The following is a 24,581-nucleotide window of genomic DNA, read 5'->3' as shown; positions in this document are numbered from 1 at the left end:
AACTGTATGATAGAAAGAGGGGTATCGGAAAAAGTATTGCTATTTCTCAATTTGCTTGGCTCTATATGCATATTCCCGTTTGCAATATTACGCTGGCACTACGGTGACATTACTTTAGCTATTGTTGACGGTATAATATCAATAACATTATTAGTTTTTTTTTCGTACATATTTATAACCCGAAAAACGGCTGTTGTAAGAATTTTAAATGCCATTTTTTTAGCTATTGCACTCCTAACAAGTATAGCAATAAAAGGACAATCACAAATTCTTTGGGTAGCCCCTACCATTATTGCAATCCACTATTTAGTGCCAGTAAAACATGCAAAAATCATCAACACAATACTGTTGTCTATAATGCTAATCATTGTTTTCCCACATACAGAATTGATTGAGTTCATAACAATCTTATCCACTACTATTTTAACGGCATCTCTATCCTTCGTAATGTTTCGTGCATACAATAATAAACAACGCGAACTAGCACTACTTGCGACCATAGATCCATTAACAGCTTCAGGTAATAGGCGATTATTAGAAACAAAGCTATCGGGCGTAATTGCTAACCAGAGCCGTGAACAATTTTCAATGTGCTTAATACTACTGGACTTAGATGGCTTTAAAGACATAAATGATGAATATGGACACGCTATTGGAGACCAAATTATAATATCTGTATGCAACTTAGTAAAAGAGCATACACGGGTGTTGGATTCACTTTACAGATACGGTGGTGATGAGTTTATTATTGCCCCATTGAGTATGAACTTAAAAACCGCTAAACACCTTGCTGAAAAAATACGCCATATTGTTGAGAATCATAAGTTTATTCACGATATCAAATTAACCTTATCTATAGGTGTTTCTGAGTATAATATTGATGATACACCTGAATCATGGATTAGTCGTGCAGATATATCTTTATACAAAGCCAAGAATAATGGTAGAAATAAAGTTTATTAAGCGCAGGTAAGTAAAATTATAAACGGGCATAATCGTTATTTTATGATTATATATTGGCAGAATAATAGGTCACAAGTTGTAAGGTTCTGTATGAATAAACAATTGTGACCTAATATATTTAAACGTTGACCGCGTCTTTTAATGCTTTTCCAGCTTTAAAAGCAGGTACTTTTGCAGCAGAAATTTGGATTTCTGCACCAGTTTGAGGATTACGACCAGTACGAGCAGCACGATCATTGACTTTGTAAGTACCAAAACCAACTAATGCTACATCACCACCACTAGCTAGTTCAGTTGTTACAGACTCAATTAAGCTGTCTAATGCACGGCCAGCAGAGGCTTTTGTAATGTCAGCACCTTCAGCAATTTTTGCAACCAATTCACTTTTGTTCATTATTTTTTATTCCTTATTTATTGTTGTATTTAACATATTAAGAAATAACAGAGCATTGAGCAATATAAAAATTTTTCTCCTCATTAATGATTGGTTGATTTTTAGGTCAACTGTTTCGCTGAGCACATCATAGGTATTATTAACGACAATTTATTTTTAACCTATACTTCAATTCTTGTAACTTGATTATTGAGTTATAACGTTAAAAGATAAAAGGAGAATATTAAATGAAGTATAAATTACTGATAATAACATCCTTGTTATCTGTTAATTTTGCCGTATTAGCAGAATCAAGCGAAACCAAAATTAATCGAGCCATGGCCGCCGCACCTCAGTCCATTAGCCAACAAGCTACAATCGTCGATTCAGATGGGAAAGTTTTACAAAAAGGAACTAACGATTGGACTTGTATGCCTGACACAATGCCAGGAGATAAAGCACCTATGTGTAATGATGCGCTTTGGATGAAAATGATGAGCGCGGTTGGTTCTAAATCAGATTTCAAGGCAAATGGAATTGGTATTTCATACATGTTAAAAGGTGATATTGGTTCAGGAGTAAGTAATGCAACGCCTTACCATCCTGATCATAAAAACGCTGATGATTATACAGAAACAGGTCCTCACCTAATGATTATTGTTCCTAAAGAGATGTTAAAAGGAATAACTCAAGATCCTCAATCAGGAGGACCGTATGTTATGTGGGGAGATACTCCATATGCTCATATTATGGTGCCGATAAAATAACTCGGTATTTCAAGCAGCCCAATAATGGCTGCTTGAAATAAAGGATTAGACAATATAGAACAAATAACTGCTTAAAATTTTCATAAACCGAAAGTTTAATAATAATATAAGAATACAAATTCGGTATCTAATGGGCAAGTTTCACCACATTTTTAACTATCCCACTTAACAAGTAACGCTAACTCGTCCTGACAATAAGCTTGTGTTAATCATTAAACCCTACTGACTTTTCGGATATAAGTTCGGGAACTTATTCGGAGTTGTCGACGGCTGATTATATCATCAATACTTTAACCCTAATGAAACTGCTGTAAAGTACTCGACCAAAATGCTTGTTAACGCTCAATAAAACTGATTTATTTTAATAATTTATTTTCAATCGTTGAAGCTATTTAATGCCATAGCCAAACTATGAGTGGCCTGCTTGGCGCGAGCACTCAGTTTAGTTACTGAAATAAAACCATGCATGCAATCATCATAATGTTCATGATAAGTTTTTATATCTGCCGCTTTTAGTCTTTCAGCATAGGCAATACCATCATCTCTTAACGGATCGTATCCTAGGGTTAATATATAGCTGTCTGGTGACTCACTAATATCTTTTGTTTGAAGTGGGCTTACTAATGGCAGGGTTACTTCTTCTGGTGCATTTAAATAATGATGGATAAAATAATCCATCAGATCGCGTGTTAAAATTAAATGCTTATTGAAAGAACGATAAGAGTCTGTCAAACCTTGCAAATCTAACATTGGATATATTAAAAACTGAAATTTCGGTTTTACTTTGGCCTGCACTGGTAACTCTTTTTGCAGTGAATTCAATCCTATTAAACAAGCGAGATATCCGCCTGCACTATCGCCACCAACACCAATGAATTCAGAATTAATATTAAGTTTTTCAGCATGGTCATTAATATAATTCCAAGCATCAATGGCATCGCAAATAGGAGTGGGGAATTTATATTCTGGCGATAATCGGTAATCTACTGACACAATATTCATGTTGCCGTGCTTGGCTAAATATCGACAAAAGCGATCATGGGTATTAATACTGCCAATTACGCAGCCCCCACCATGAAAATATACTAATGTTTTTTTAAGCTTTTCGATTTTAGGATAGTATGTGCGTATTTTTATTGTTGTGTCGTCGCTGTTATGAGTACTAATAGGGATGTTTAAATCGACAACCTGAAACATTTCAATTTTTTTGAGGCCAAGCACCCGGTCTATAAATGAAAATAAAACTCTAAATAGTTTCGGTGGTAGCTTTTGCAAAGGCAGCATGTATGACATAAACTTCGCCGCCATTAGTTGCTTGGTTTCTAACTGTTTACTTTGTAGTTGTGTGCTTTGCGACTGTATAAATTGCTTATTGGTGCTGTGCATTATAAAGGGCCTTTTTACTTTACGAAGGTTAACAACAAACTGAATTGACCTAGAAACTTCATCAATTAGCGATTCATATCAAGTTAAAATAGCCTATTAAAATTAGTTAGAACAAAGTGGTATCAATGTGTTCCATCTGTGGGTTTTTCATTTCGTCAACCCATCTCTGCCATGTATATGGCCATAAAATAGGGTCGCCATCGGCATCTAAATACCAGCTTTGGCATCCACCTACCCAACTTGTTGCTTTTAATCCTTCTTTTACATAAGCATTAAAATCGTCAATAGCCTCTTGCTTAGCTTCAAACTCGTCAAATTCATGATCACGCCATCTATTAATCATTTTAATAACGTAGTCAGTTTGAACTTCACTCATGGCAATAACAGAAAAGTTACCAATGGGAGTATTAGGGCCTAGCATTAAAAAGAAGTTAGGGTATCCGGCTAGCATCATTGACCGGTATGCTTTAATTTTATGTTGCCAAGCGGTATCAATATGTAAATTGTTACGCCCTATTAAGTTCATTGGCCGCATAAAATTAAAGGCATTAAATCCAGTCGAAAAAACTAAAACGTCTATCTCATGAAGTTTGCCGTCTTTAGTGATAATACCTGTTTCAGTGATGCGCTCAATTCCAGCGGTGACTAATTCAGCATTCGGCTTTTGAATGCCTTTATAAAAGCTTGTATTGATAATTACACGCTTGCAGCCTACTTGATAGTTAGGTTTTAGCTTATCTCGTAATACCTTGTCTTTTATACTTAATCTTAAGTTAGCTTTACATAAAAAGTTAAGTAAATGTTTTTGTATAAAATGCCCCGTTACTGCTTTGGTAAAAATATGCTCTAAAAAGAACTTTCCAGCATTACGATGAATTTTTGTGATTAAGGGAAAACGGGTCATAAGTTTTCGCATGGTTACTGAAAACTTAAAATCTGGCAGGTGCATTAACCACTGAGGTGTGCGCTGAAAAACAGAAACTTTAGCACCAGTATTAATGAGCTCAGGAATGGCTTGAGCTGCGGTTGAGCCGGTTCCAATTACGCCAATACGGGTAGTGTCAGATATTTTGACATCATGATCCCACTGAGCAGTATGAAATTTAGTCCCTTTAAAGTCGTTTAAACCTGGGATATCTGGAAATTTTGGATGATGCAATATACCGGTAGCACAGACAATAAAATCAGCTACATAGGTTTGACTTTTACTGCTCTTAATTGTCCATTTACCTTTGTTATATTCTGCATCGGTAACTTCTTCATTAAAACGTATATCGCGTTTCACGTCATACTTGTCAGCCACGTGTTCAAAGTACTGCTGTATTTCTGGTCCACGGGCAAAAAAACGGCTCCAATTTGGATTAGGCTCAAATGAATATGTATACATATGAGCAGGCACATCACAGGCTGCACCGGGATAGGTATTCTCTCGCCATGTGCCGCCCACAGAAGCCTTTTTCTCTAAAACGACAATATCTGTAATGCCAGCTTGGCGCAGCTTAATTGTCATTAAGATGCCGGTCATGCCTGCGCCAATGATTACAACAGACGGATTACGCTTTATTTGGCTCATAGGCATCTCAATTATTTGTGCTGGTTTGAATTAAATACCAATAAAGCCTAATTGCCAAGATAGCGATAACAATCAGCTAATTCACTCACGCCAAGTCCACTTTGTTTTTTCACTTCTATTTGTACATCAATACGTTTTTTTAAGGCATCTACATGGCTTATAACACCAATCATTTTGCCACTGGCGTTTAAGGAATCAAGCGCAGACAAGGCGATTTCTAAAGTATCGTTATCTAAAGTGCCAAAGCCTTCATCGAGAAATAACGAATCAATACTGGTTTTTGCACTGACTAAATCGGATAACGCCAGTGCTAACGCTAAACTGACTAAAAAGCTTTCGCCACCTGATAATGTTTTAGTGTCACGCACACTATCTGCTTGCCAAGTATCTAGCACTTCTAGTGCTAAACTGTCTGATTGTTGGCGTTGTAATTGGTAACGACCATGCAACTTATTTAACTGCTGATTGGCTAAATAAACTAGATGAGAAAGCGTTAACCCTTGGGCAAATCGTCTGAATTTTGCACCATCAGCCGCACCAATTAAGCCGTTAAGGTGTGAAAGATCATCCAGTTCATCTTGTTGTTTAACTATTTCAGCAAGTAATGTTTGTTGTTCATTACGCTGGTGTTGATCTTGAGTGATTTGCTGACTTAATTGTCCTTGGCGAATTTGTAATTGTTTCAAGGTATGCGTGCAAATAGCAGCTTTATTGTCAAATTCAGCTAAATCTAAATGATCATCTATTTCAAAAGATTCAGTGAACATTAAATCTTTCAGCAGTTCATCGATATTACCGGCATTTTCTTCATTCGCGTGAATAGCGGCAACAAGTTGCTTTGTCTGCTTTTGAAGCTGACTTTTATCTTGTCCAAGTTGCAATAACTGTTGTTGCACTTGCTGTAATTGTGCATTAGCTTGTTGGGTTTGTTGCTCAATATTTTGCTGTATTGCTTTTAAGCTTATACGCTGTTCTTGGCTTAATAATGCCGCTTTAAAGTCTGCTTCAGTTTCAAAGTCACTATTGGTTAATTGCGTTTGCCAAGTTTGCTCAGCAACTTGCTGTTGTGGCGTTAAACGGCTTATCGCCTCTACATTTCCGTTTAACTTCCCGGTAATGTTTTGTTGAAGGTTTGTCTGTTCATTAACGCTATTTTGCAGTTTAACAAGCGCTTGTTCTTGCGCTTGTTGTTGTTGCTTTAATTGTTGACGCATTTGTTGAGCATCTTGCTCTGCAAACAATTTTTGGCGTTGAGCTTTAGCTTCATTGTGCTGATTTTCTATTAACGTTAACTCAGCTTTTATCGTTTGTTCTGACAGCCCAAGTTGTTCAATTTTACTTTGCACTACAGCAAGTTGCTGCTGCACTTGCTGTAGTTGTTCATTATCGGTTGCCACTGCATTAAGGGCCGTTTGATACGCATGGCTTTGTTGTTCAAGTTCATTTATCCACGTTTGTTGTAATTGCACAACATCAATAAATTCATTAGGCGAAATACCACTCCCTTCAGTAGTATCAGAGAACTGATAAACACTAAAACATTCTGGCATTACCAGCTGACATTCTTGCATAAATAGGCTTAGCTTTTGCCACTCTTGTGATATTTGCTCAAGCTTATGATTAAGGTTTTGCTTGTTTTGCTCAATGTGTTGTTGCAACTGGTTTAACTGCACGGTTTTATTTTGGCGCTGATTAGATAAGTTTACTAACTGCTTTTCTAGCCCTAAAACTAATTCAACTTGTATTTGCATGCCCTGCTTTAATTGCTGTAATTGGTTGTTAGCATTATTTAGCTGCTCAAAATGTTGTCTCCGTGCTTGAATATCAGCTTTTATTTGCTCAAAGGCTGATAGCTCAAAATCAATTTTTAATAACTCTCGCAGTGCTGACCATTGCTGAGATAATTGTTGCTGCTCTTGTTGTTTTATTGCTTTATTTTCAATGGTTAAATTAAGCTTTTCTTTTAGTCTGTCTTGCTCTGAAGACAAGGTTTTACCTTGAAGTTCAAGTTGTTCTAACTCAACACTCAGCTGTTTTAAGCGCTGTTGATGTTCGCTTTCAATTGAATTATTGTCACCAAGGGCCTGATAATCTGCTATCGCCGGATGCTGTTCTGAACCACATAATGGACAAGCTTCATCTGCTTTTAAATTGGCTCTGTGCGCACTTAGCGACATAATGGTTTTTTGTTGTTCTACAATTAGCTGCACATCAATAAACTCAGATTTTTGGCTTTTATAGCGTTCACGCAACGGTGCTAATTGCGCTGCTAAGCTTGCTAATTGTTGATTATCTGCGGCTAATGTTTTATCAATACTTTGCAATTCAGTGGTTAATGTTTGATAACGTTCTGCATTATGTAGAGCTTGTGCTTGCTCGTTTATAGTCGATTGCATTTCATGTAATTGCTGACTAAGCGCTTGCTCATTTTGACACTGATATTGTTGCAACAACTGGGATACATCGTTTTCTTTTGTGTTGAGCGTTACTTGTTGTTGTTTACATTCTGCTTCTAGTTCTACTAAGTGTTGTTGCTCTTTGGTAAGTTCATTCGCTACTAATTCGGCTTGTTTTTGTAGGTTTTCATTTAGGGTGAACAGTTCAAAACTCAGCTGTTTTTCATTAACCATTTGAGCAAGAATATTGCGCCATAACGGCAAGTGTTCAGGCAATGTAGCCAAGTGCCCTTGTTGCTGAATAATAACTTGCGCATTGGTGATTTTATCTAGTTGCAACTGCTTTTGTACGGTTAACTGCTCGTTTTGCAGAGTCGCTTGAACTAAGGCTTCGTTCGCAGCATTTACTCGAGCAGTTTGTTGATTTTTATGCTCATTCAACTGAGCTATTTTGCTATCAAGCGGTAAAACTTGCTCAACAATTAACTGTTCAGTTTCATGCTGTTGAGCAACAAATTTTTCATGCGCTATCAAAAACTCTGCGAGTGATTGCTCGGCATTATCTACCTGAAATTTACTGTGCTTAGCATCAGCTTCAAGTAACTTTGCATGCTCATTCAGCTCAACAAGTTGCTGATTAAAATAATTAAGTTGTTGATATTCGGCGCGTAGGTTTTCAGCTGGCTCTGACAAGGCTAACGCTTGCAGCTCTGTAGCATGTTCTTGTTGTGTTTGCTGTGCTGACGCTTGTTGTTGCTCAGCAAGTAATTTTTGTTTATTAGCGCTTTGCACATTCATCAACCAGCTACTAATTTTCTGCCAATGCGCGAGTTGTGCTTCAAAAGGTTGCTGCATTGCGGACGCTTTGTTCAGTTCCTCATTAATTTGCTGTTGTTGCTCAGGCGATAACAATTGCATGCCAGTACTTTTAGCGTGCAATAGTTTTAACTCGTTACTGGCCTCTTTATGTTGTTCAAATACCGCTTTCGAAATATCGCCATAAATTTCACTGCCCGTTAACTCTTCTAATAAATCGGCGCGATCATTGGCTGGTGCATTTAAAAAAGCAGCAAACTCACCTTGCGAGAGCATCATTGATTTTCTAAAGCGAGAAAAATCTAAACCAGTTAATCGTGCTATTTCTGTGCGAATGTCGGAAACTTTTGTCGCGATAACTTCGGCTTCACCAGTGGCTATTTCACTGTCACCTTCAATGTTGACTTCACCTGTAGCGACTATTTTAGCTAACTCGGCGGTCGGTTTTTGTAAATTACCTTCAATACTATTTTTTGCTCGGCGTTGACTCCAAAATGCACGGTAAGCTTGGCCTTTAACTTCAAACTCAACTTCAGCTAAACAATGCGCGGTATGGCGAGTCATTAACTGGTTTTGCTTATCTGAAATGGTTAGTCTTGGTGTTTGATGATATAGCGCCAAACACATAGCATCAAGTATGGTGGTTTTACCTGCACCTGTTGGACCAATAATGGCAAAAAGCGCACTGGTATCAAAGGGAGACTGAGTAAAATCAATTTTCCAATGGCCTTTTAAAGAATTAATATTTTCAAAGCGTAGCGATAATATTTTCATTATTTTGCCTCCGCTTTGATAGTCGAGCTAGTATCAGCTTCGCTATGCTCTGTTAAAGCACGCTTTGTTGAACTGGTCAGTTGTGTTTGCTCTGCAATATTGAGGTACAAACTATTTAAGCGAGTTTTACGCTGTTGCTGTTCATCGGTTTGCCAAGGCTCTAATGCCAAGCGTGCTTCAAATACTTCCTGAACACTTAGTTCACTTAAGGTGACTTTCTTCTCATGACTAGGCATTTGTTGACGCGCTTTTTTACTGCGCCTAACGAGTAACACTTCAACAGGCATTTCTTTTACTATTTGCTCAATTCTGGCGCTTAAATCTAGTAAGTATTCTGCACTTTCAATTTCAATATCAAGCCAAATTTTATCTTGTTTCTCAGCCCGATTATTTTGTGAACCTATATTTTTTAAGTCTGTATTTTTCGATTCTTCAGTGCTCGACTCTGCGTTTTTTGATTCTAATGTTTTAGATTTAACAACGGCAGAAATATCTTCAGTTAAGGTTTCTAAATGTGTTTTTACCATCGACAAAGGTTGAAAGCATGGCACATTGCATAGCTCAACGTTGCTAAGCTCTCCGGCCTTAAATTGTGCAATAACAATACTCTTTTGCGTATTAGCTTCATCAAAACTTAATGCGATGGGTGAGCCGCTATAACGAATATGCTCGCTCTTGGTTACTTTTTGAGGCCGATGAATATGGCCTAAAGCAATGTAGTCTGCCGCGGGGAATTCACTAGCAGGAAATGCTTCTAGAGTGCCTATATAAATATCACGCACAGACTCACTAGTAGATGCGCCAATGGTCGTTAAATGTCCCGTGGCAATAATAGGCAAACGAGTCCCTTCCTCTTGATTAGCCGTTGATAATACCTGTGCATGTTCAAATAAAGTTTGGTAGTGACCTGTAATTGCTTGCTGGAGCGAACGTTGTTTTTCATTGGCAGATTGCCCAGCATAACTTTTAACAATATCGCGCGGCCGAATAAAGGGAATAGCGCAAATCACGGCTTGTTGTTTAGTTTTAAGGCTTTTGATGAGAAATACTTGCTCAGCCATGTCATCACTCGCCGCTGAAATAACCCGTGTTGATAACTGCTGCAGTAACTTTTTCGACTCAGATAACATAGCAACTGAGTCGTGATTACCCGCTAAGACTACCAACTGGCAATGTGTTTGATGCAACTTAGCAATAAAATCAAAGTACATTTCGCGAGCATAACTCGGTGGCGTGCCAGTATCAAAAATATCACCCGCTACAATAATGGCGTCTATTTTCTGACTTTTAGATTGCGTAATTAACCAATTTAAAAATTGCTGATGCTCACGTGCTCGACTTTTCCCATAGAAATGTTGGCCTAAGTGCCAGTCAGAAGTGTGAATAATTCGCATAATGTCGTGCACGCCAAAGTTATAAAAATCAAAGCAATTATTCTACCGACTCTCCGGCAAGCTTACTACTAACCAGTATAGAAACCTTTAAAAAGTCCGATAATTAAATTAAGCGTCCACACTATAAATATGGCTAATTAAATTACTCAACTATACTTATTAACAACATAAAGGTTGTTTTTGTTCCATATTAATACCGTAAATTACAAAATAAACAACGAAGGAAAGCACTATGGAAAATCAAATTGTTTGGGTTGATATTCCCGTTATAGATTTATCGCGCGCTATTGAGTTTTATAGCGCGACCCTTAAAGGAATTGTTAAAAAGGAAGAGTTTGAACATTTCACTGTTGGCATTCTACCGCATGCCCAAACCAATGTTTCAGGCTGCCTTGTACCCTCACCGCCTGAACAAATTTTCACCTCAGGGCCACTGATTTATTTTAATGTTAATGGCCGACTTGACGATGCGATTAAACAATCAGAAATGCATGGCGGCCGACTGGTAGAAGATAAAATATCACTTGGAGGCCATGGTTTTCGCGCCATCATTCATGACTCAGAAGGCAATCGTATTGCGCTACATAGCAATACACTTTAACTTAAAACCCTAATACTCAGTGCTTATATAAGCTGTCAGTTTTAAGCTATCAGTAAAAGCAAAAACAAGTGCCAACCTAAAAGCCTCCTATGAGTTACTTATCGCTGACAGCTCAAAACTTAAAGCTTTATCTAGCTATAAGCTGTCAGTTTTAAGCTATCAGTAAAAAAGCGCTGTTGAGGTAGATGTTAAGTTGAACCAAACTAAGCTCGACTGGATTTTATTACTCTGGATAGCCAGTTATTTTCTTAATACTTTGATAAATAGGTTTTAATTGTTGGTACATTTTTAAATATACCTGCTGATATAATTTGTTATACAGCACCACGTTTGCCTGATTGGGTATAAATGTTTTTTCAATGTGTGTCATAGCAAGTGCTGCTTGTTGGTAGTTGTCAAAATAGCCCAAACCAACAGCGACATTGATTGCCGCGCCTAACCCTGATGCTTCAAAAGTATGTGGCCTATGCGCGGGTAAATTAAAAATATCGGCGGTAAGTTGCAATGCCGCATCTGACTGCGATCCTCCACCTGAAACCATTAACTTGGTTATTTTACATTTTTGTCGTTTTTCTAAATTCTCTTTACCCTCTCTCAACGCGTAAGCTAAGCCCTCTAAAATTGAACGATAAATATGGGCGCGGGTATGCACATCACCAAAACCAATAATGGCGCCTTTAGCTTCAAGATTTTTTAATCCCGGCGACCAATAGGGTTGTAACATTAGTCCCATCGAACCCGGCGGCACTTGGGCAACTAGCTGGTCAAATAAACTCTCTGCGCTGACACCTAAGGTTTGGGCTTTTTCAATTTCATTTTGTCCAAATTCTTGTTTAAACCAATTCACCATCCAAAAGCCACGATAGATCATCACTTCACTATTATAATGATTAGGAATAGCTGAGGGATAGGGTGGAATAAAAGTGTGTGGTTCAACATACTTTACATTATTAGTATTGATGGTAGCCGTTGTACCATAACTTAAACTTGCCATGTTTGGGCTAATACAGCCCGAGCCCAAAACTTCACAAGCTTTATCAGACGCGGAAGCAATTACCTTTGTGCCTAATTTTAGGCCAATATGAGCCGCAGCTTCGGGAGTCAAACCACCAAGTTTTTCACCCGGTTTAACTAAGCTAGGCAGCATTGATCTTTTCACGGGTAGCGCCTGCCATTGCCAGCGCCACGCACTCGCCCATGTTTGTTTTTTGTAATTAAGCGGAAAATAACCAGCAATACTGCCTACGGAGTCTTTAAACTCCCCGGTTAATTGGTAAGTTAAAAAACCTGATAATAATAAAAATTTATCGGTTTTCTGCCAAATTTCAGGTTCATAGTGTGCCAACCAATTTGCTTGAGATTTACGACGAAAATAGTCCACCACTTTATGCTGACGAATAAGAGCAAAGCCGACACGCCAATACCAAGGCATGGGCTTATTTCTTTTACATAACCGTTGATCGAGCCAGAGAATTGCAGGACGCAAGGCTTGACCATTTTTGTCCAAGTTAATAACAGTGCCACGCTGTGTGGTTAAGGTGACAGCTGTAACTCTTGCACGATAATCATTTTCAATTACCTTTTTTTGTTGCCATAGTTGCTGACAACACTGCCCTAACATTTGCCAAAAGTAATCAGCGTGTTGCTCGGCCCAGCCAGGCTTTGTAGAAAAGTAAGCTTCTAATTCTATGCGGCTTTTAGCCACTAAATTGCCCTGTAAATCAAATAACAAAGCACGAACACTTTGTGTGCCGTTGTCTATGGTTAAGATCAAGTCACTTGGGTGATTTTTCGTACTTTCTGTTGAACAACTTTGGGTCATATATTTACTTATTCTTAGTTGTTTCACGATTGCCAGGCTTCAATTATTTAGCCACAAGTAAAGACAACACCGAGCAATGATGGTGCAGTATATTATTGCTCATTTATTCGAAGTTAAAATGATAACGACTATAAACAAACGCTAATGGATATATTTACTTTAACCTAGTGGAACACTATTTATTATATAGCTTGAGATTAACACGATAAAAACTTAAGCAACATAACCCAGTATTTATTGTTTAATATCATCACTCATAGTTGACTCACATGAATGATTAAACCGAATATTTTTACAGTTACCAGAAGTGCCAAAGTCAATACAAGCCAAGTAAAGCTATAGGTTTAGCCACTAGCACCTAGTTAAACGTCAATAAATCACAATAAAAGTAAAGTAAACTTGACATACGATGTAGCATAACCTACATTAATAAATGTAAAGTAAACTTAACTTTTAGTAAAGTACAATTAACAGTGGAGTCAGACTGATGACAGACAATAACAATGAAAATACAAGCAAACCAACATCGTGGCAGAAAAAAAATAAAAGTAATACCGCAAAAATGGGCTTTTGGACTGCAGCGTGGGTATTAAGTATGGCGCTGGCAAATTTTGGCCAACGATTTATTTGGGACTTTAACCTTACCTTAACAGTTTTAGCTGTGTTGCTAAATTTAGCGTTAGGTTTGAAAATGGTATTCGCGAATATACATCATCTAAAAGGCTTAGATGAAATGCAGCAACGCATTCAACTAAATGCCATGGGCATAACCTTAGGTTTGAGTTTAGTGGTTGGTTTAACTTACTCAAATTTAGATGTATTAAACTTAATAAGCTATCACGCAGAAATTTCTCACTTGGTTATTTTTATGGGGTTAACTTACATAGTGGCAACTTTTATTGGTCAGAGTAAATACCGATGAAAAATAAACTTAAAGTACTACGGGCTGAAAGAGACTGGACACAAGCACAACTTGCTGAGGCATTAGAAGTTTCTCGCCAAACCATTAACGCGATAGAAAAAGGTAAATTTGATCCCAGTTTGCCATTGGCTTTTAAAGCCGCAAGGTTATTTAAACTGAGCATTGAAGAAATATTTCAGGATGAAGCCTAAGTCAATAATGAGTTATATGCTGCTAAATATGCCACACAAAATGCATAATAAAAGGCCTACCCCATGAATTAGGCCTTTAGCTTTCAAAACTTAACTGACAATTACTAATTGTTAGCTAATGATTTAGAAGAAAACATCAGGTCTGGGTTAAATGGTATGATTTAACCATGCTAAATCCACCTTCACACACTTCTATTAGCATCACTAAGTATGAGTTACTTCACAAGAAAATAATTAACGCGATCCTGAACTTGCTGGCTTGCTACTTTCATTTCAACACTTTGCTCATTTGATTGATTAACTAACTTGGCGTTGTCTTCGAGTAGCATTTGTATTTCATGCATATTTTTACTTAAATCTAAAACTACAACACTCTGTTCTTCGGCTGCAGCGGCAATTTGATGTGATTGGTTATTCACTAAATCAACTTTGGTTTGAATTTTTTCAACTAAACCGTTACTTTCGCCAACTTTTTCTTGTAGGGATTTAGCCGTATCAGAACTTTCGACCATTTTTTTAACTGCCTCATCACCTGCTTTAGTCAAGTTACCTAATAAACTTTCAATTTCATTAACAGACTCTTGTGAGCGTTGTGCAAGTCCTCGCACTTCATCGGCTACAACTGCGAATCCTCGACCTTGTTCACCCGCCCGTGCGGCTTCAATTGCCGCATTTAAAGCGAGCAAATTGGTTTGGTCAGAAATACCACGAATAACTTCAAGAATTTTCTCTATATTACTTGTCTCTGATTTTAGTTGTTGCACCACATTAGCAGAAACACTGAGAGAGTTGATTAACGAACTAATTTCTTTAACTGATTGATTAGATGAGAGCAAACCTTGTAATGTTAAGGCTTGAATTTCAGTGGCAAAAGAAGCTGATTCTGTGGTGTTTTTTGCAATGCTATCAGTGGTTAACGACATTTCTTCAATAGCCGTTGCCACTAAATTAGTATTATCTGTAATTGAATCTGAACTAGTTAACATCGCTTCATTTAATTTCAGGATATTGGTGCTGTTTTTATCAACTAACTTGCCAGATTCGCTAATAGATATAATGGTTTCTTTTAAGCTATAGATAGTATTATTTAGCGCTTGGGCAAGTTCTAAAACTTCATCATTACTATTCACTATTGCTTTTTGTTCTAAAGAGCCTTTCGCTAAATTCTCTGCTGTATCTCGAACATTCCTGATGCCGGTACTTATTCTATTGGCAATAATAAAGCTTAAAATAAGTGAAATAATCACAGCAAAAATAATACCGATATAAAAAACCACACGGTTATCTTCAATATTATTAACAACTGAATCTCTTGTCTTGTCGGCAGATAAATCTACTTGGGTTTTGAATTCGCTTAAGAAGGCAATTAAATCATCATACGAGTCCATGAAGGCTTTAAATACAGGATATGGCGCTTTGTTCTCTGGCGAGTCTTGCATTGCTGAAACAAATACAATCGCTTTGTTTTGAAAGTCTATACTGAGTTTCTTTAACTGTTCTAGTTCACTTATATTGCCCGAAAAATTGGGTGTCATTTCATTAAGTAATTTTGGTGTTAGTGCTTTATTATTTTTAATTGATTTTAAATAGCCTGGCGTTTGATCGCTGAGTGACAACAGATAGCTAATTTGCAATCCGCGGACATTAACCATAGTGTCAATTTGCACTTCTTTAACGCGTTCAAACTGTGAGGATATTTTATAATTTTGTTGATAAAAAGTTTCAAAATCATCGGCGACTAAATTGCTATTTGAGCGAATAATTAAAATTACAACAGTAAACAGAATAATAATGGTTACAGCCATAAACTGTAATTTACGTAAAATATTAAATGACATAAATTCATATTCCCTTTCGTACTTGTGTAGTTAATATAACCCAATGTAAAGTAAATAAAAGAAATTATCTTTATATGTTGGCTTAAAAAATTTAAACCAACAGTATATAAATAACACAGATATCGTCGCTGAGCGTCAAGCAATCAAAATGTGTAATACATAGTTATTATTAGCTTTGCTTTTTGAGTTAAACTAGCTTTAACATCAATCTAGCCGTATATTTCATGCCTTTGATGGTGTTATTATAATCGCCCAAATTCAGATTCCAAATTGCGAATTTTAAAAGCTATATTCGGCTTATTCATTTTGTGATGCGCCTGATATAAACAAACGTAATTAGTCCAATTTTGAGCAAATAACCTATCTATAAGCCGTTTAATTAATGCTAAGTGAACAATTATTTAATTCGATAGGTATAATCATCGTCAGATTTTTATGGAAAATAAAAGTAAGGTAAACCATGAATACAAAAATATACAAGCACGTACATGCTCTGGCTAAAGACTTATTACAAGCTTCGGTGAGAAAAAACCAAGTTCTCTTTGATGAATATTATTCTGAATTACAGCAAGTCTGTGACGATAATGAAGATAGTGATAAAGATCATCCCGTACAATGGGAAACTCTTGCTGACTTTACAGATGATTTAGCATTAGCTGTTACTATTTATGAAAAAGCGTTAGTAAAAGCACAAGCAATAAACTCAAAAGATTTTCTCTCGTCAATAGCTTTTGCAATCGCATCACTACAAGTAGAATTAGGTGATAAAACAAGTGCAATTGAGCATTTAGAAAATGCTAAAATTAACAGTAATAAAATTGCTGATAAAGATTTAAAAGTTGAAATTCAAGAGTTGTTGGAAGAGTTAAAAGGTGCTTAAAACTTAGCGCGAAAGTATTTGATAACGCCAGTTTAGTGTTATGAATACAACTCTGTTTTACGAATGAAATAGCGATTTAAAAGTATATATTAAATAAGTTATTAAACTTTAATACCTTAACTAACCTGCAATGGCAGGAATAGTTAAGGTATTAGATAAATTAAATGTCAGTTACTTCTATTAAAAATCACATCAAGTCGGATTAAAAACTAAAACTTATAACCAATATTTAATGTGAATTCAGCTTTTATGTCTTCTTGTTTTTTTGGTTCACTTTCACCATAACTAGAAAAATCAACAAATGTGTCACCTAAGCTCTCTCCTCGAGTAAAGCCAAAGCCTGTTCCAATGACAAATCCAGGGTTAGAAAAACCATTAAAATGATAATCATATGTTGCGAAGATAAATCCATGATCACTTTCCCATGCCTCCACTCCAGCAACTAAGCCATAGGCATGTTTTGAATTTTCACTAAAGGTTGTTTGAAAGCCAGTCGCAATACCGACGTAACCTAATGATGCATAATATTTAGTAGATTCTGTTTTATAGCCGAGCTGCGCGCCTAAAATACTGCCATATTGATGGCCTAAACCAACCGCTGTTTCAAACTCGCCTGCCGAATTGAACAAAGATACAAGTGATAAAGCAAAAATATATTTTTTCATTAAAAATCCTTTTATTAGTTTTTATTATAATTATTTTAGTAAGTTAGCAGTAGGATTTAATGAATTCAACTTTATATATATTTTTAATGTAAGCGTTTGTATCACTTTTAATAATAAATTGTTGGTCAATTATTCTTGCTATTTAAACAGCAAGATTAAAGGTATTAAATAGCGATTATTAAGTAGGATAAATAGATAAACACTGTTATTAGTTTCACATAAAGCGACGAATTTTATTGACTATGTAAAACGAAAAAGCACTTTCTAGCAAAGTAATTTACTAGAAAGTGCGGTCTAATTTCATCAATACTTATTAGCTATCACTAACTCAATAAGCATCTAGCAAATTAACGCCTAAAAGTACTTAACCTAACAGTTGACCTAAACCGTCAGTTAACACTTGTTTTGCTTGTTGGCCTTGTTCAGTGTCTAAGTAGTTTTGCGCAGTGGAAATAAAGTTACCGATCATTTCAGGCTTTAATCCTAAAGCTTCAAATTGCTTTTTTACATCATTAATAGATTTTAATGAATCGCTGTATTGTGACGCTTTTTCAAGTAAGCCACCAAAGCCTTCGCTTGAACCTGAGTTAAGCTTGCTAATATCAGGCATTTGACTAACAAGTCCTTCTACACCGGGAACTGAGTTAGCCAGTTTGCTAAATTGCTCAGTTGAAACATTATCTTTAACATAATTAAAAATAGCTCCCATTCCGCCAGATGCTTGTTCAGCATTAACTTCTAATGAGCTCGTTAACATATCAACCAAACCATCAGTGTTTTGCACAGCAGGAGTATTAGCTTCAACAGTTTGCTCAGTTGTATCACCTAAACCTACCAAATTTTTCAAGCTTTCAAACCAACTTGTTTCTTGTGCGATAGCCGAGCTACTTAACGTTGAAATAGTTAACAGTACGATCAGTTTTTTCATTTGAGTTATCCGTTATTATCAAAAGTTACTACTTAGTTAAAGCAAGTGTACAACATTTATTAGAACTGCAGGCACTGCTTTATTTCACATCACTTAACATAGAGGTAAAATCAGCACTTATCACCCAAGCATTTCGGTGTATAATATCAAGTAATGTCGGTCAAACTAAGTCAACCATGAGTCAAGAAAACGAACAACTACACAATCCTTTACATGGATTAAAATTAGACACACTACTAAACGAATTAGTAACTCACTATGGCTTTGATATTTTGGCTGAGTACACGCGAATACATTGCTTTAAAAGTAACCCAAGTATGGCGTCAAGCTTAAAGTTTTTACGTAAAACTGAGTGGGCTAGAGAAAAACTTGAACGTTTTTACCTTTATGATTACAAAAACTTACCAGAAGCCGGCGAAGACGAATTTGAAATTCCACCGCGCAAACGCGTTATTCCGTTGCATATCAAACCGAAAAAACCAAAAGTGTTAGTACGTGGTGAAGCGATTATCCCCTTAAGCAAAGATAGCTTTAAAGAGACTCATCGCTCTAAGCCTGAATATAAAAAAGAACATAAAAAAGAGCATAAAAAAGAGTATAATAAAGAATATATACCTGAGCATAAACGTCAAAGTAGTCGCCCTCAGTCAAGCGAAAAGCCAAATAGTGTCAATAGCCGTTCGGATGAAAATAAACCATTTGATCCTTACGCTGATGCACCTAGGTAATTATTCTATTTTTTAAGAATTTCATTAAATACCTAAACCAAATAATGCCCGTTAATCACTTAAACCATTAATTATAAAGATTTTATTTTTTTGCTCATCATAAAAGTTAACGAGGATAAACTGACCAACAGTTATCTATTTATCTTATATTAAAACCTTGGCTTCCCGACATGCACTAAGTCGCTTTGTCGTTAAAGGTACCCTTTTGTTATTGGGTGGGAGTTTAATTATTCTATTAGGGTTTAAATTATTGGCTAACATTTGGCTAACGAGGGTTTTGAATACATAATTAATTCTAATAAAATAAAACGCTTAATACACAGGGTAATAAGCGTTTTGATATCCATTTTAAAACCTAGTAAAACGGTTGGTCATCAATTAAAAATTAATGGTCCAAGAGTCAATAATACCCGTATCTCCGTTGGCATTGTCATACACTTCTAATCGCCAATTACCATTTTTCTCGATACCTGTCGCATTAATTGAGTAGGTTTGGAAGATATCGTTAGCTGAGCCGCCAGTATGGTTGTGTAAAACTGCACTTGCACCATTTGGGGCAATAAGCGTTACTTTTAGATCACCAATGTAAGTGTGCTTGATATCAACATCAATCGTAATAGCACCTGAGTCTCCACTACCCGTAACATCAATTGAGCTTATAGCTGTGCGTTTGTTTCTGATGTTAACATTGGTATCATTAGTGTAAGAACCTCCACCTGGTGGTGTAACGACTTCATCAGTAAAGTTACCCACTAAGCTAACATCACTAAAGGCCGAATAGCCATTAAGTAAAACATAATATGTACCGTTATTACTCGTACCAGCACAACTTTCATTATTACCATTTAGATAAGGTCGACAATCATAAGTTGAAGTTGTTGGCATTGAGCCAAAACGAACGTACATATCAGCATCGCCAGTACCACCACTCATAGCAAAACTAATATCTGTTGCGCCAGCAGGAACAGCCATACTGAAACCTAATTCTGCACCTTGAGCGCCAGAAATACCTGTTTGTGCAACACCATTCACTAATACGCCATCTTCTGCTGGCGGCGGTGGTGGTGGAGTTACCACATTACAACCGTTAGCACTTAACGAATCATACATAGCTTTAGCTTGTACCAAGCCGTAACCGTAACTATTATCTCTATTTGCTGTACCCAAATCTTGAGCGGTAGCATTCATTACATTACGAATTTCTTCACCCGTACAGCTAGGAAAGTGACTCCATACTAAAGCGGCAACACCAGCAACATGAGGTGTGGCCATAGAAGTTCCATCCCATGTAGCATAGCCATTATTTAAGACGGTTGATGTTATAGCTACCCCTGGGGCAGAAATTTCAACTTGTGAATTTTTTTGAGAAAATGAGGCAACATTTTTATTTGAATCAATTGCTGCCACTGACATAACTGAGTCATATGATGCCGGATAAGAAAGCGCGGTATTACCGTCATTACCCGCTGCTGCAATGTTAATTAATCCAGCATTTTTTGCTGCGACAAACGCACTTTCTTCTGTCGCACTTGATGCCCCGCCGCCAAGGCTCATACTAATAATATTCGCACCCGCTGCTTGACATTGTTCTACAGCTCTAACCATATCTGAACCGTAACCCCAGCTACCTGCGTTATTGAACACTTTTATTATGTGTAAATCCAACAGCCCACTTGGGTTAACGCCTGTTACACCAACACCATTCCCACTTAAGCCAGCAATTGTTCCAGCAACATGTGTACCGTGCGCATGGCCCGGTTGCCACCAGTTGCCTGTGTTATTTCCTAAGCCGTCGTCATTGTCACCCGTGATACCTGCATCGGTATATGGACGAAGATCTTCGTGATTACCTTCATAACCGGTATCCGTAATACAAACTTTCATATTACCTGTAGCAGCATCACTTACCTGGTTTGCTTGCACCATGGTAATACCATAAGGAGTTGATTCAGCAGAAGGTGTAATTGCCGCCGTTTGATAATCATCAAAAGTACGAGTTATGGTATCAATTAAGTACCTTTTAGGATCAATTTCTACATATTCAACGGTAGGATCTTTTTTAAGCGAGGCTAATTGGCGTGCTGTTAAGCTAGCGGCGGCTGCATTAGATCGCTTCATATGAATAATAGCTTTTGTGCCGTGCTTGTCTAAACGTTGCGCATTTTTGTCACGTAACGTTTTTCCATTGCTCGCAGAAGGACTATCGTTAAAAGTAGAATATGTACTATCTTTTTTAAATTTAACAATATAGCGGACTTTTTCTTCCTCCTTTACCGTCTTGAGCTTTGAAGCCCCTTTGGCTGGAATGGCTTGGGCAGTTGCCATTGATAATGCTAAAACGCTCGCTATAGTTGCGGCAAGTATATTTTTTTTCCCTAATTTATCATGTGTCATTTCGTTATCTCTTATCATTATTAGAATGGTATACATGAACTGCTAAGCGAAATAACACTTATCTACTGTTCGCTGAGCAGCTAGACATGGTTAGTAAAGATTGAAGCTGAACCTTTGTCAAAAACAATACCGACACACAATAAACTTAGTTATATATTCATTTATTTTAGTTATTTATTCATGCAAGATAAAGCTACACCCATCTAAAATAATTAAAAAATGAAACTATAACCGAAATAGATTGTTGAATATTTATACAATAAAGCACATTTATAATGACGATATTTTAGAATTTCATCGTGTTTTTGTCGTTTTCTTACGAAATAAAGTCGTAAAATTATTCAAAATAATGACAAGGAATTGTAATTTTAAAAAAAATTTATATAAATTGAGCTGAGATTGCTCGCGGCGAGAACTTTAAAGACAGTAATTGCATTATTTTAAGCTCTGAATCGAGATATGAAAGTGCCCTAGAACTGTTTTGTTAATTATATAAAAAGCGCTTTAAGTTATTAATTTTAAATAACTTAAACAACCCTAGCGATATAACCCTAAGATTAATTATAAGCTTTTTACTATTTAGAAGTATTTTTCTGTTTATTCACAGGCTATTAGATACGAGTTTACGGATTGTAATTTCAAATCAACGTTAGCTGGGGGCATCTATGCGACAGATATAAATCTGTCGCATATGCTTATATTTTTCATCCCAGTTCTGGTTAATAAGTCTAAACATTATTGCAATGACTTTACCTGGCTTAATCGGCTGTATCCTATAATTGTGACAATTTAACTAAATTATCATTCTAATCCCTAGATTTGTTTGGACCCTCTAATTGTTTCGTTAGAGCTTAAATCGCGCTACTGAATCAGTTAACGAATTAGCTAATTTATTGACCTCATCACTGCGGTTCGATAAATCTTGTGACTCTGCTGCATTATGCGTTGCCGCTTCTGCGGCTTCATTCATTGTCACTTCGATGTCTTGACTAAAGCCAAGTTGTTCATTCGAAGCAAGGCTAATGCTTTTACTCATTTTATCAATAGTATGCAGTGCACTTTCAATTTGTTTGATGGCGTTACTTAATTCTTGGCTTTGAGATACACATTCAGCCGCTTGATTCTGCCCTTGAGAAATGGCTACTTCTGCTGTTTGTGTTTCTTTTTGCAGTGAATTAATCATATTTTGTATTTCAGCTGTTGATGCCTGTGTGCGAGAGGCTAACGATCTCACTTCATCTGCAACAACCGCAAAACCTCGGCCATGCTCTCCGGCTCTTGCCGCTTCAATTGCCGCATTTAATGCCAGTAAATTAGTTTGATCAGCAATGCTACCAATGGTATCTAAAATGCCGCCAATACTATCGCTGTGTTTACTTAAACGTGCCATCACTTCAACTGAGTCACTTAAACTTGTCGATAACGATTCAATGCGATTACTGTTGTTGTCTGCAATTGTTCTCACTTCAAAACTATGCTTTGAGGCTTCTGAAACATTATTAGCCGTGAGGTTTGCCTCATCAGTCACACTTGATGAACTGATAAACATTTTTTCAGCAATTTGTTTAGCGTTATTTACCCGGGTAATTTGTTCGGATGTAGATTGGGCAATGCGATGGCTCTGCTCGCTAGTTACTTTTGCAGATTCATCTAAAGAATAAGCATTTTGGCTAATATTTTTCAGCAACGATGTTAAGTCATCACTAAGTTTGTTGATGTTGTTAAATAAATCACCAAATTCATCTTGGTTCTTAATGGTTAATCTTCGCGTTAAATCCCCCTGCGCAATCAAGGCTAATGATTTATTCGCTTTCGCTAAAGGGCCTAACATTATTCGGGTGGTTACCACGGCAATAAAAGTAGCTAAAGCAACAAATATAAGCGCCATATATATTGCCAAATTTACGCCAGTATTTACTTTCGCCTTTGTTGTTAACTGTAACTCATCAAAACGTGCTTCAGCGAGGGAAAGCAGCAAGGTTAATTGCTGATAAGTGGCATTGAAGCTATCTACAGAAAGATTATAAGCGCTATTAGCGTTAACATAATCATTAAGGGCTTGTTGCTTCTGTTGATAAAGTTTACCTGGCTCGACCAATAAGTTATTTAAAATAGCAAATTCAATGGCAAACTCTTCAAGTAGAGTCTTATCGTCTACGCTAGAAAATAGTCGCAGCATAAAGTCGTAGTTGTTATTTATATTAGCAATTAAAAAACTTACGTCATCTTTATGTTGAGCCAATATATCAAGGTCAGTAACTTGTTTTAAACCTGACATAGTGCTTTGTAGGGTAAACAACATATCGTCTATCCGTGTACCATTGCCAATAATATCTTCTAGTAATTGCCCATTATCAGGTAGTTCAAGTAATTCTAAATCAAGCATTTTATTGCTGGCTTGGTTACGACTTTCAATAAACGATTGAAAATCTGTCACAAAAGCTTCATTAGCTGTGGCTACATTTTTTTTCGCTAGATAAAATTTTTCGCTTTGGGCAACGTATTCTTGAAAATGATTCTGCGCCTGGTTCAAGGCTTGCAACATTTTAGGTTGGTCCATCACTTTACTACTTAAAACCCTAGCAGCAGATTGAAACTCTTGATTTAAATTCGCGTACTCTTGCTCACTTATCACTAATTTGGAATATTCTTGTTGGGTGAAGCCCAAAGCACCTACTTTTATCATATTAAGTAATGTGATTTGCAAGGCACTACTTTGCTTTTGTACTGGAACAGCCAATAACTCAACATTACTATTAGCCTGGCTGATTTGCGTTAATGAGTTATAAAAGAAAATGCTGCTAGCAATTAACAAAATTCCTATTGTGCTGAACCCCATTATTATTTTTTGTTTTATAGTTAATGATAGGTTGTACATGGGCACCTCTGAATAAATTTTTTATGCATATCTTAAAATTTAGATCATTATGATTGACACACGATTATAGGTCGCTCGAGACAAATGTAAACAGTACTGAAAACAAACATAACAACAAACAAATAAAACACCACCAAGTCATCATTTAAATTATGGTTGATAAATATTAGTTTTAGCAATTTTCACAAGAAATAAATAGTACGGGGTAGATTATAATTAAATACTGCTCTATTATCAGCTCAACTGGTCGAACGTCCGATGAGTTGTGGATATATAATAAAAATATGACGTA

General features: G+C 36.6%; 18 protein-coding genes. 7 read left to right on the top strand and 11 right to left on the bottom strand.

Annotated features, from left to right (window positions below; translation table 11 throughout):
- Positions 1-6: 6 nt before the first annotated feature.
- A complete protein-coding gene (locus tag H4J38_RS07025; protein ID WP_182130904.1) occupies positions 7-963 on the top strand; it encodes a GGDEF domain-containing protein in 957 nt (318 codons plus the stop codon).
- A 118-nt stretch (positions 964-1,081) separates the two neighbouring features.
- Here H4J38_RS07025 and H4J38_RS07020 read toward each other — a convergent pair whose 3' ends face one another.
- On the bottom strand, positions 1,082-1,357 hold the full coding sequence (locus tag H4J38_RS07020) for an HU family DNA-binding protein (protein ID WP_182130903.1): 276 nt from the start codon (positions 1,355-1,357) through the stop codon (positions 1,082-1,084).
- Positions 1,358-1,584: 227 nt separating this feature from the next.
- On the opposite strand from H4J38_RS07020, the gene H4J38_RS07015 reads away from it, so the two are divergent.
- Positions 1,585-2,103, top strand: coding sequence for a hypothetical protein (locus tag H4J38_RS07015; protein ID WP_182130901.1), 519 nt, complete (start codon positions 1,585-1,587; stop codon positions 2,101-2,103).
- A gap of 375 nt (positions 2,104-2,478) precedes the next feature.
- Here the strand turns inward: H4J38_RS07015 and H4J38_RS07010 are convergent, their stop codons facing one another.
- The 4 genes from H4J38_RS07010 to sbcD form a co-directional block, all read right to left on the bottom strand.
- Complete coding sequence (locus tag H4J38_RS07010) at positions 2,479-3,489, bottom strand: alpha/beta hydrolase (protein ID WP_182130899.1); 1,011 nt, start codon at positions 3,487-3,489, stop codon at positions 2,479-2,481.
- A gap of 106 nt (positions 3,490-3,595) precedes the next feature.
- Positions 3,596-5,062 carry an NAD(P)/FAD-dependent oxidoreductase gene (locus H4J38_RS07005; RefSeq protein WP_182130897.1) on the bottom strand — a complete coding sequence of 489 codons (1,467 nt, stop codon included), beginning with the start codon at positions 5,060-5,062 and terminating at the stop codon, positions 3,596-3,598.
- Between the two features lie 47 nt (positions 5,063-5,109).
- Positions 5,110-9,048, bottom strand: a complete 3,939-nt coding sequence (locus H4J38_RS07000; protein ID WP_182130895.1) for an AAA family ATPase — start codon at positions 9,046-9,048, stop codon at positions 5,110-5,112.
- Positions 9,048-10,442, bottom strand: a complete 1,395-nt coding sequence (gene sbcD, locus H4J38_RS06995) for an exonuclease subunit SbcD (protein WP_182130893.1) — start codon at positions 10,440-10,442, stop codon at positions 9,048-9,050. Before sbcD ends, H4J38_RS07000 begins: the two co-directional genes overlap by 1 nt.
- Positions 10,443-10,674: 232 nt before the next feature.
- Between sbcD and H4J38_RS06990 the strand changes: the two genes are divergently transcribed.
- Positions 10,675-11,043 (top strand): VOC family protein, encoded by a 369-nt coding sequence (locus H4J38_RS06990; protein WP_182130892.1) that lies wholly within the window; start codon positions 10,675-10,677, stop codon positions 11,041-11,043.
- Positions 11,044-11,266: 223 nt separating this feature from the next.
- Here the strand turns inward: H4J38_RS06990 and H4J38_RS06985 are convergent, their stop codons facing one another.
- On the bottom strand, positions 11,267-12,865 hold the full coding sequence (locus H4J38_RS06985) for an FGGY-family carbohydrate kinase (RefSeq protein ID WP_182130890.1): 1,599 nt from the start codon (positions 12,863-12,865) through the stop codon (positions 11,267-11,269).
- Between the two features lie 487 nt (positions 12,866-13,352).
- On the opposite strand from H4J38_RS06985, the gene H4J38_RS06980 reads away from it, so the two are divergent.
- Both H4J38_RS06980 and H4J38_RS06975 read left to right on the top strand, forming a co-directional pair.
- Positions 13,353-13,787 carry a hypothetical protein gene (locus tag H4J38_RS06980; protein WP_182130888.1) on the top strand — a complete coding sequence of 145 codons (435 nt, stop codon included), beginning with the start codon at positions 13,353-13,355 and terminating at the stop codon, positions 13,785-13,787.
- Positions 13,784-13,978 carry a helix-turn-helix transcriptional regulator gene (locus H4J38_RS06975; protein WP_182130886.1) on the top strand — a complete coding sequence of 65 codons (195 nt, stop codon included), beginning with the start codon at positions 13,784-13,786 and terminating at the stop codon, positions 13,976-13,978. The genes H4J38_RS06980 and H4J38_RS06975 overlap by 4 nt, the downstream gene beginning before the upstream one ends.
- Before the next feature lie 215 nt (positions 13,979-14,193).
- Here H4J38_RS06975 and H4J38_RS06970 read toward each other — a convergent pair whose 3' ends face one another.
- The gene (locus H4J38_RS06970; RefSeq protein ID WP_182130884.1) at positions 14,194-15,816 is read right to left on the bottom strand and encodes a methyl-accepting chemotaxis protein; all 1,623 of its coding nucleotides are present in this window, start codon (positions 15,814-15,816) and stop codon (positions 14,194-14,196) included.
- A 460-nt stretch (positions 15,817-16,276) separates the two neighbouring features.
- Here H4J38_RS06970 and H4J38_RS06965 point away from each other — a divergent pair, with 460 nt between their 5' ends.
- A complete protein-coding gene (locus tag H4J38_RS06965; protein ID WP_182130882.1) occupies positions 16,277-16,696 on the top strand; it encodes a tetratricopeptide repeat protein in 420 nt (139 codons plus the stop codon).
- Positions 16,697-16,905: 209 nt separating this feature from the next.
- Here the strand turns inward: H4J38_RS06965 and H4J38_RS06960 are convergent, their stop codons facing one another.
- Both H4J38_RS06960 and H4J38_RS06955 read right to left on the bottom strand, forming a co-directional pair.
- A complete protein-coding gene (locus H4J38_RS06960) occupies positions 16,906-17,361 on the bottom strand; it encodes a hypothetical protein (RefSeq protein WP_182130880.1) in 456 nt (151 codons plus the stop codon).
- A gap of 364 nt (positions 17,362-17,725) precedes the next feature.
- A complete protein-coding gene (locus H4J38_RS06955; RefSeq protein WP_182130878.1) occupies positions 17,726-18,289 on the bottom strand; it encodes a DUF2780 domain-containing protein in 564 nt (187 codons plus the stop codon).
- A gap of 176 nt (positions 18,290-18,465) precedes the next feature.
- Between H4J38_RS06955 and H4J38_RS06950 the strand changes: the two genes are divergently transcribed.
- A complete protein-coding gene (locus H4J38_RS06950) occupies positions 18,466-19,017 on the top strand; it encodes a VF530 family DNA-binding protein (protein WP_182130876.1) in 552 nt (183 codons plus the stop codon).
- A 378-nt stretch (positions 19,018-19,395) separates the two neighbouring features.
- Here H4J38_RS06950 and H4J38_RS06945 read toward each other — a convergent pair whose 3' ends face one another.
- Complete coding sequence (locus tag H4J38_RS06945) at positions 19,396-21,411, bottom strand: S8 family serine peptidase (protein ID WP_182130874.1); 2,016 nt, start codon at positions 21,409-21,411, stop codon at positions 19,396-19,398.
- Between the two features lie 844 nt (positions 21,412-22,255).
- Positions 22,256-24,250, bottom strand: coding sequence for a methyl-accepting chemotaxis protein (locus tag H4J38_RS06940; RefSeq protein ID WP_259365430.1), 1,995 nt, complete (start codon positions 24,248-24,250; stop codon positions 22,256-22,258).
- Positions 24,251-24,581 lie beyond the last annotated feature (331 nt).

The sequence above is a fragment of the Colwellia sp. BRX10-3 genome (assembly GCF_014077505.1).
GTDB lineage: Bacteria > Pseudomonadota > Gammaproteobacteria > Enterobacterales > Alteromonadaceae > Cognaticolwellia.
This window is presented reverse-complemented; position numbering and strand designations above follow the sequence as displayed.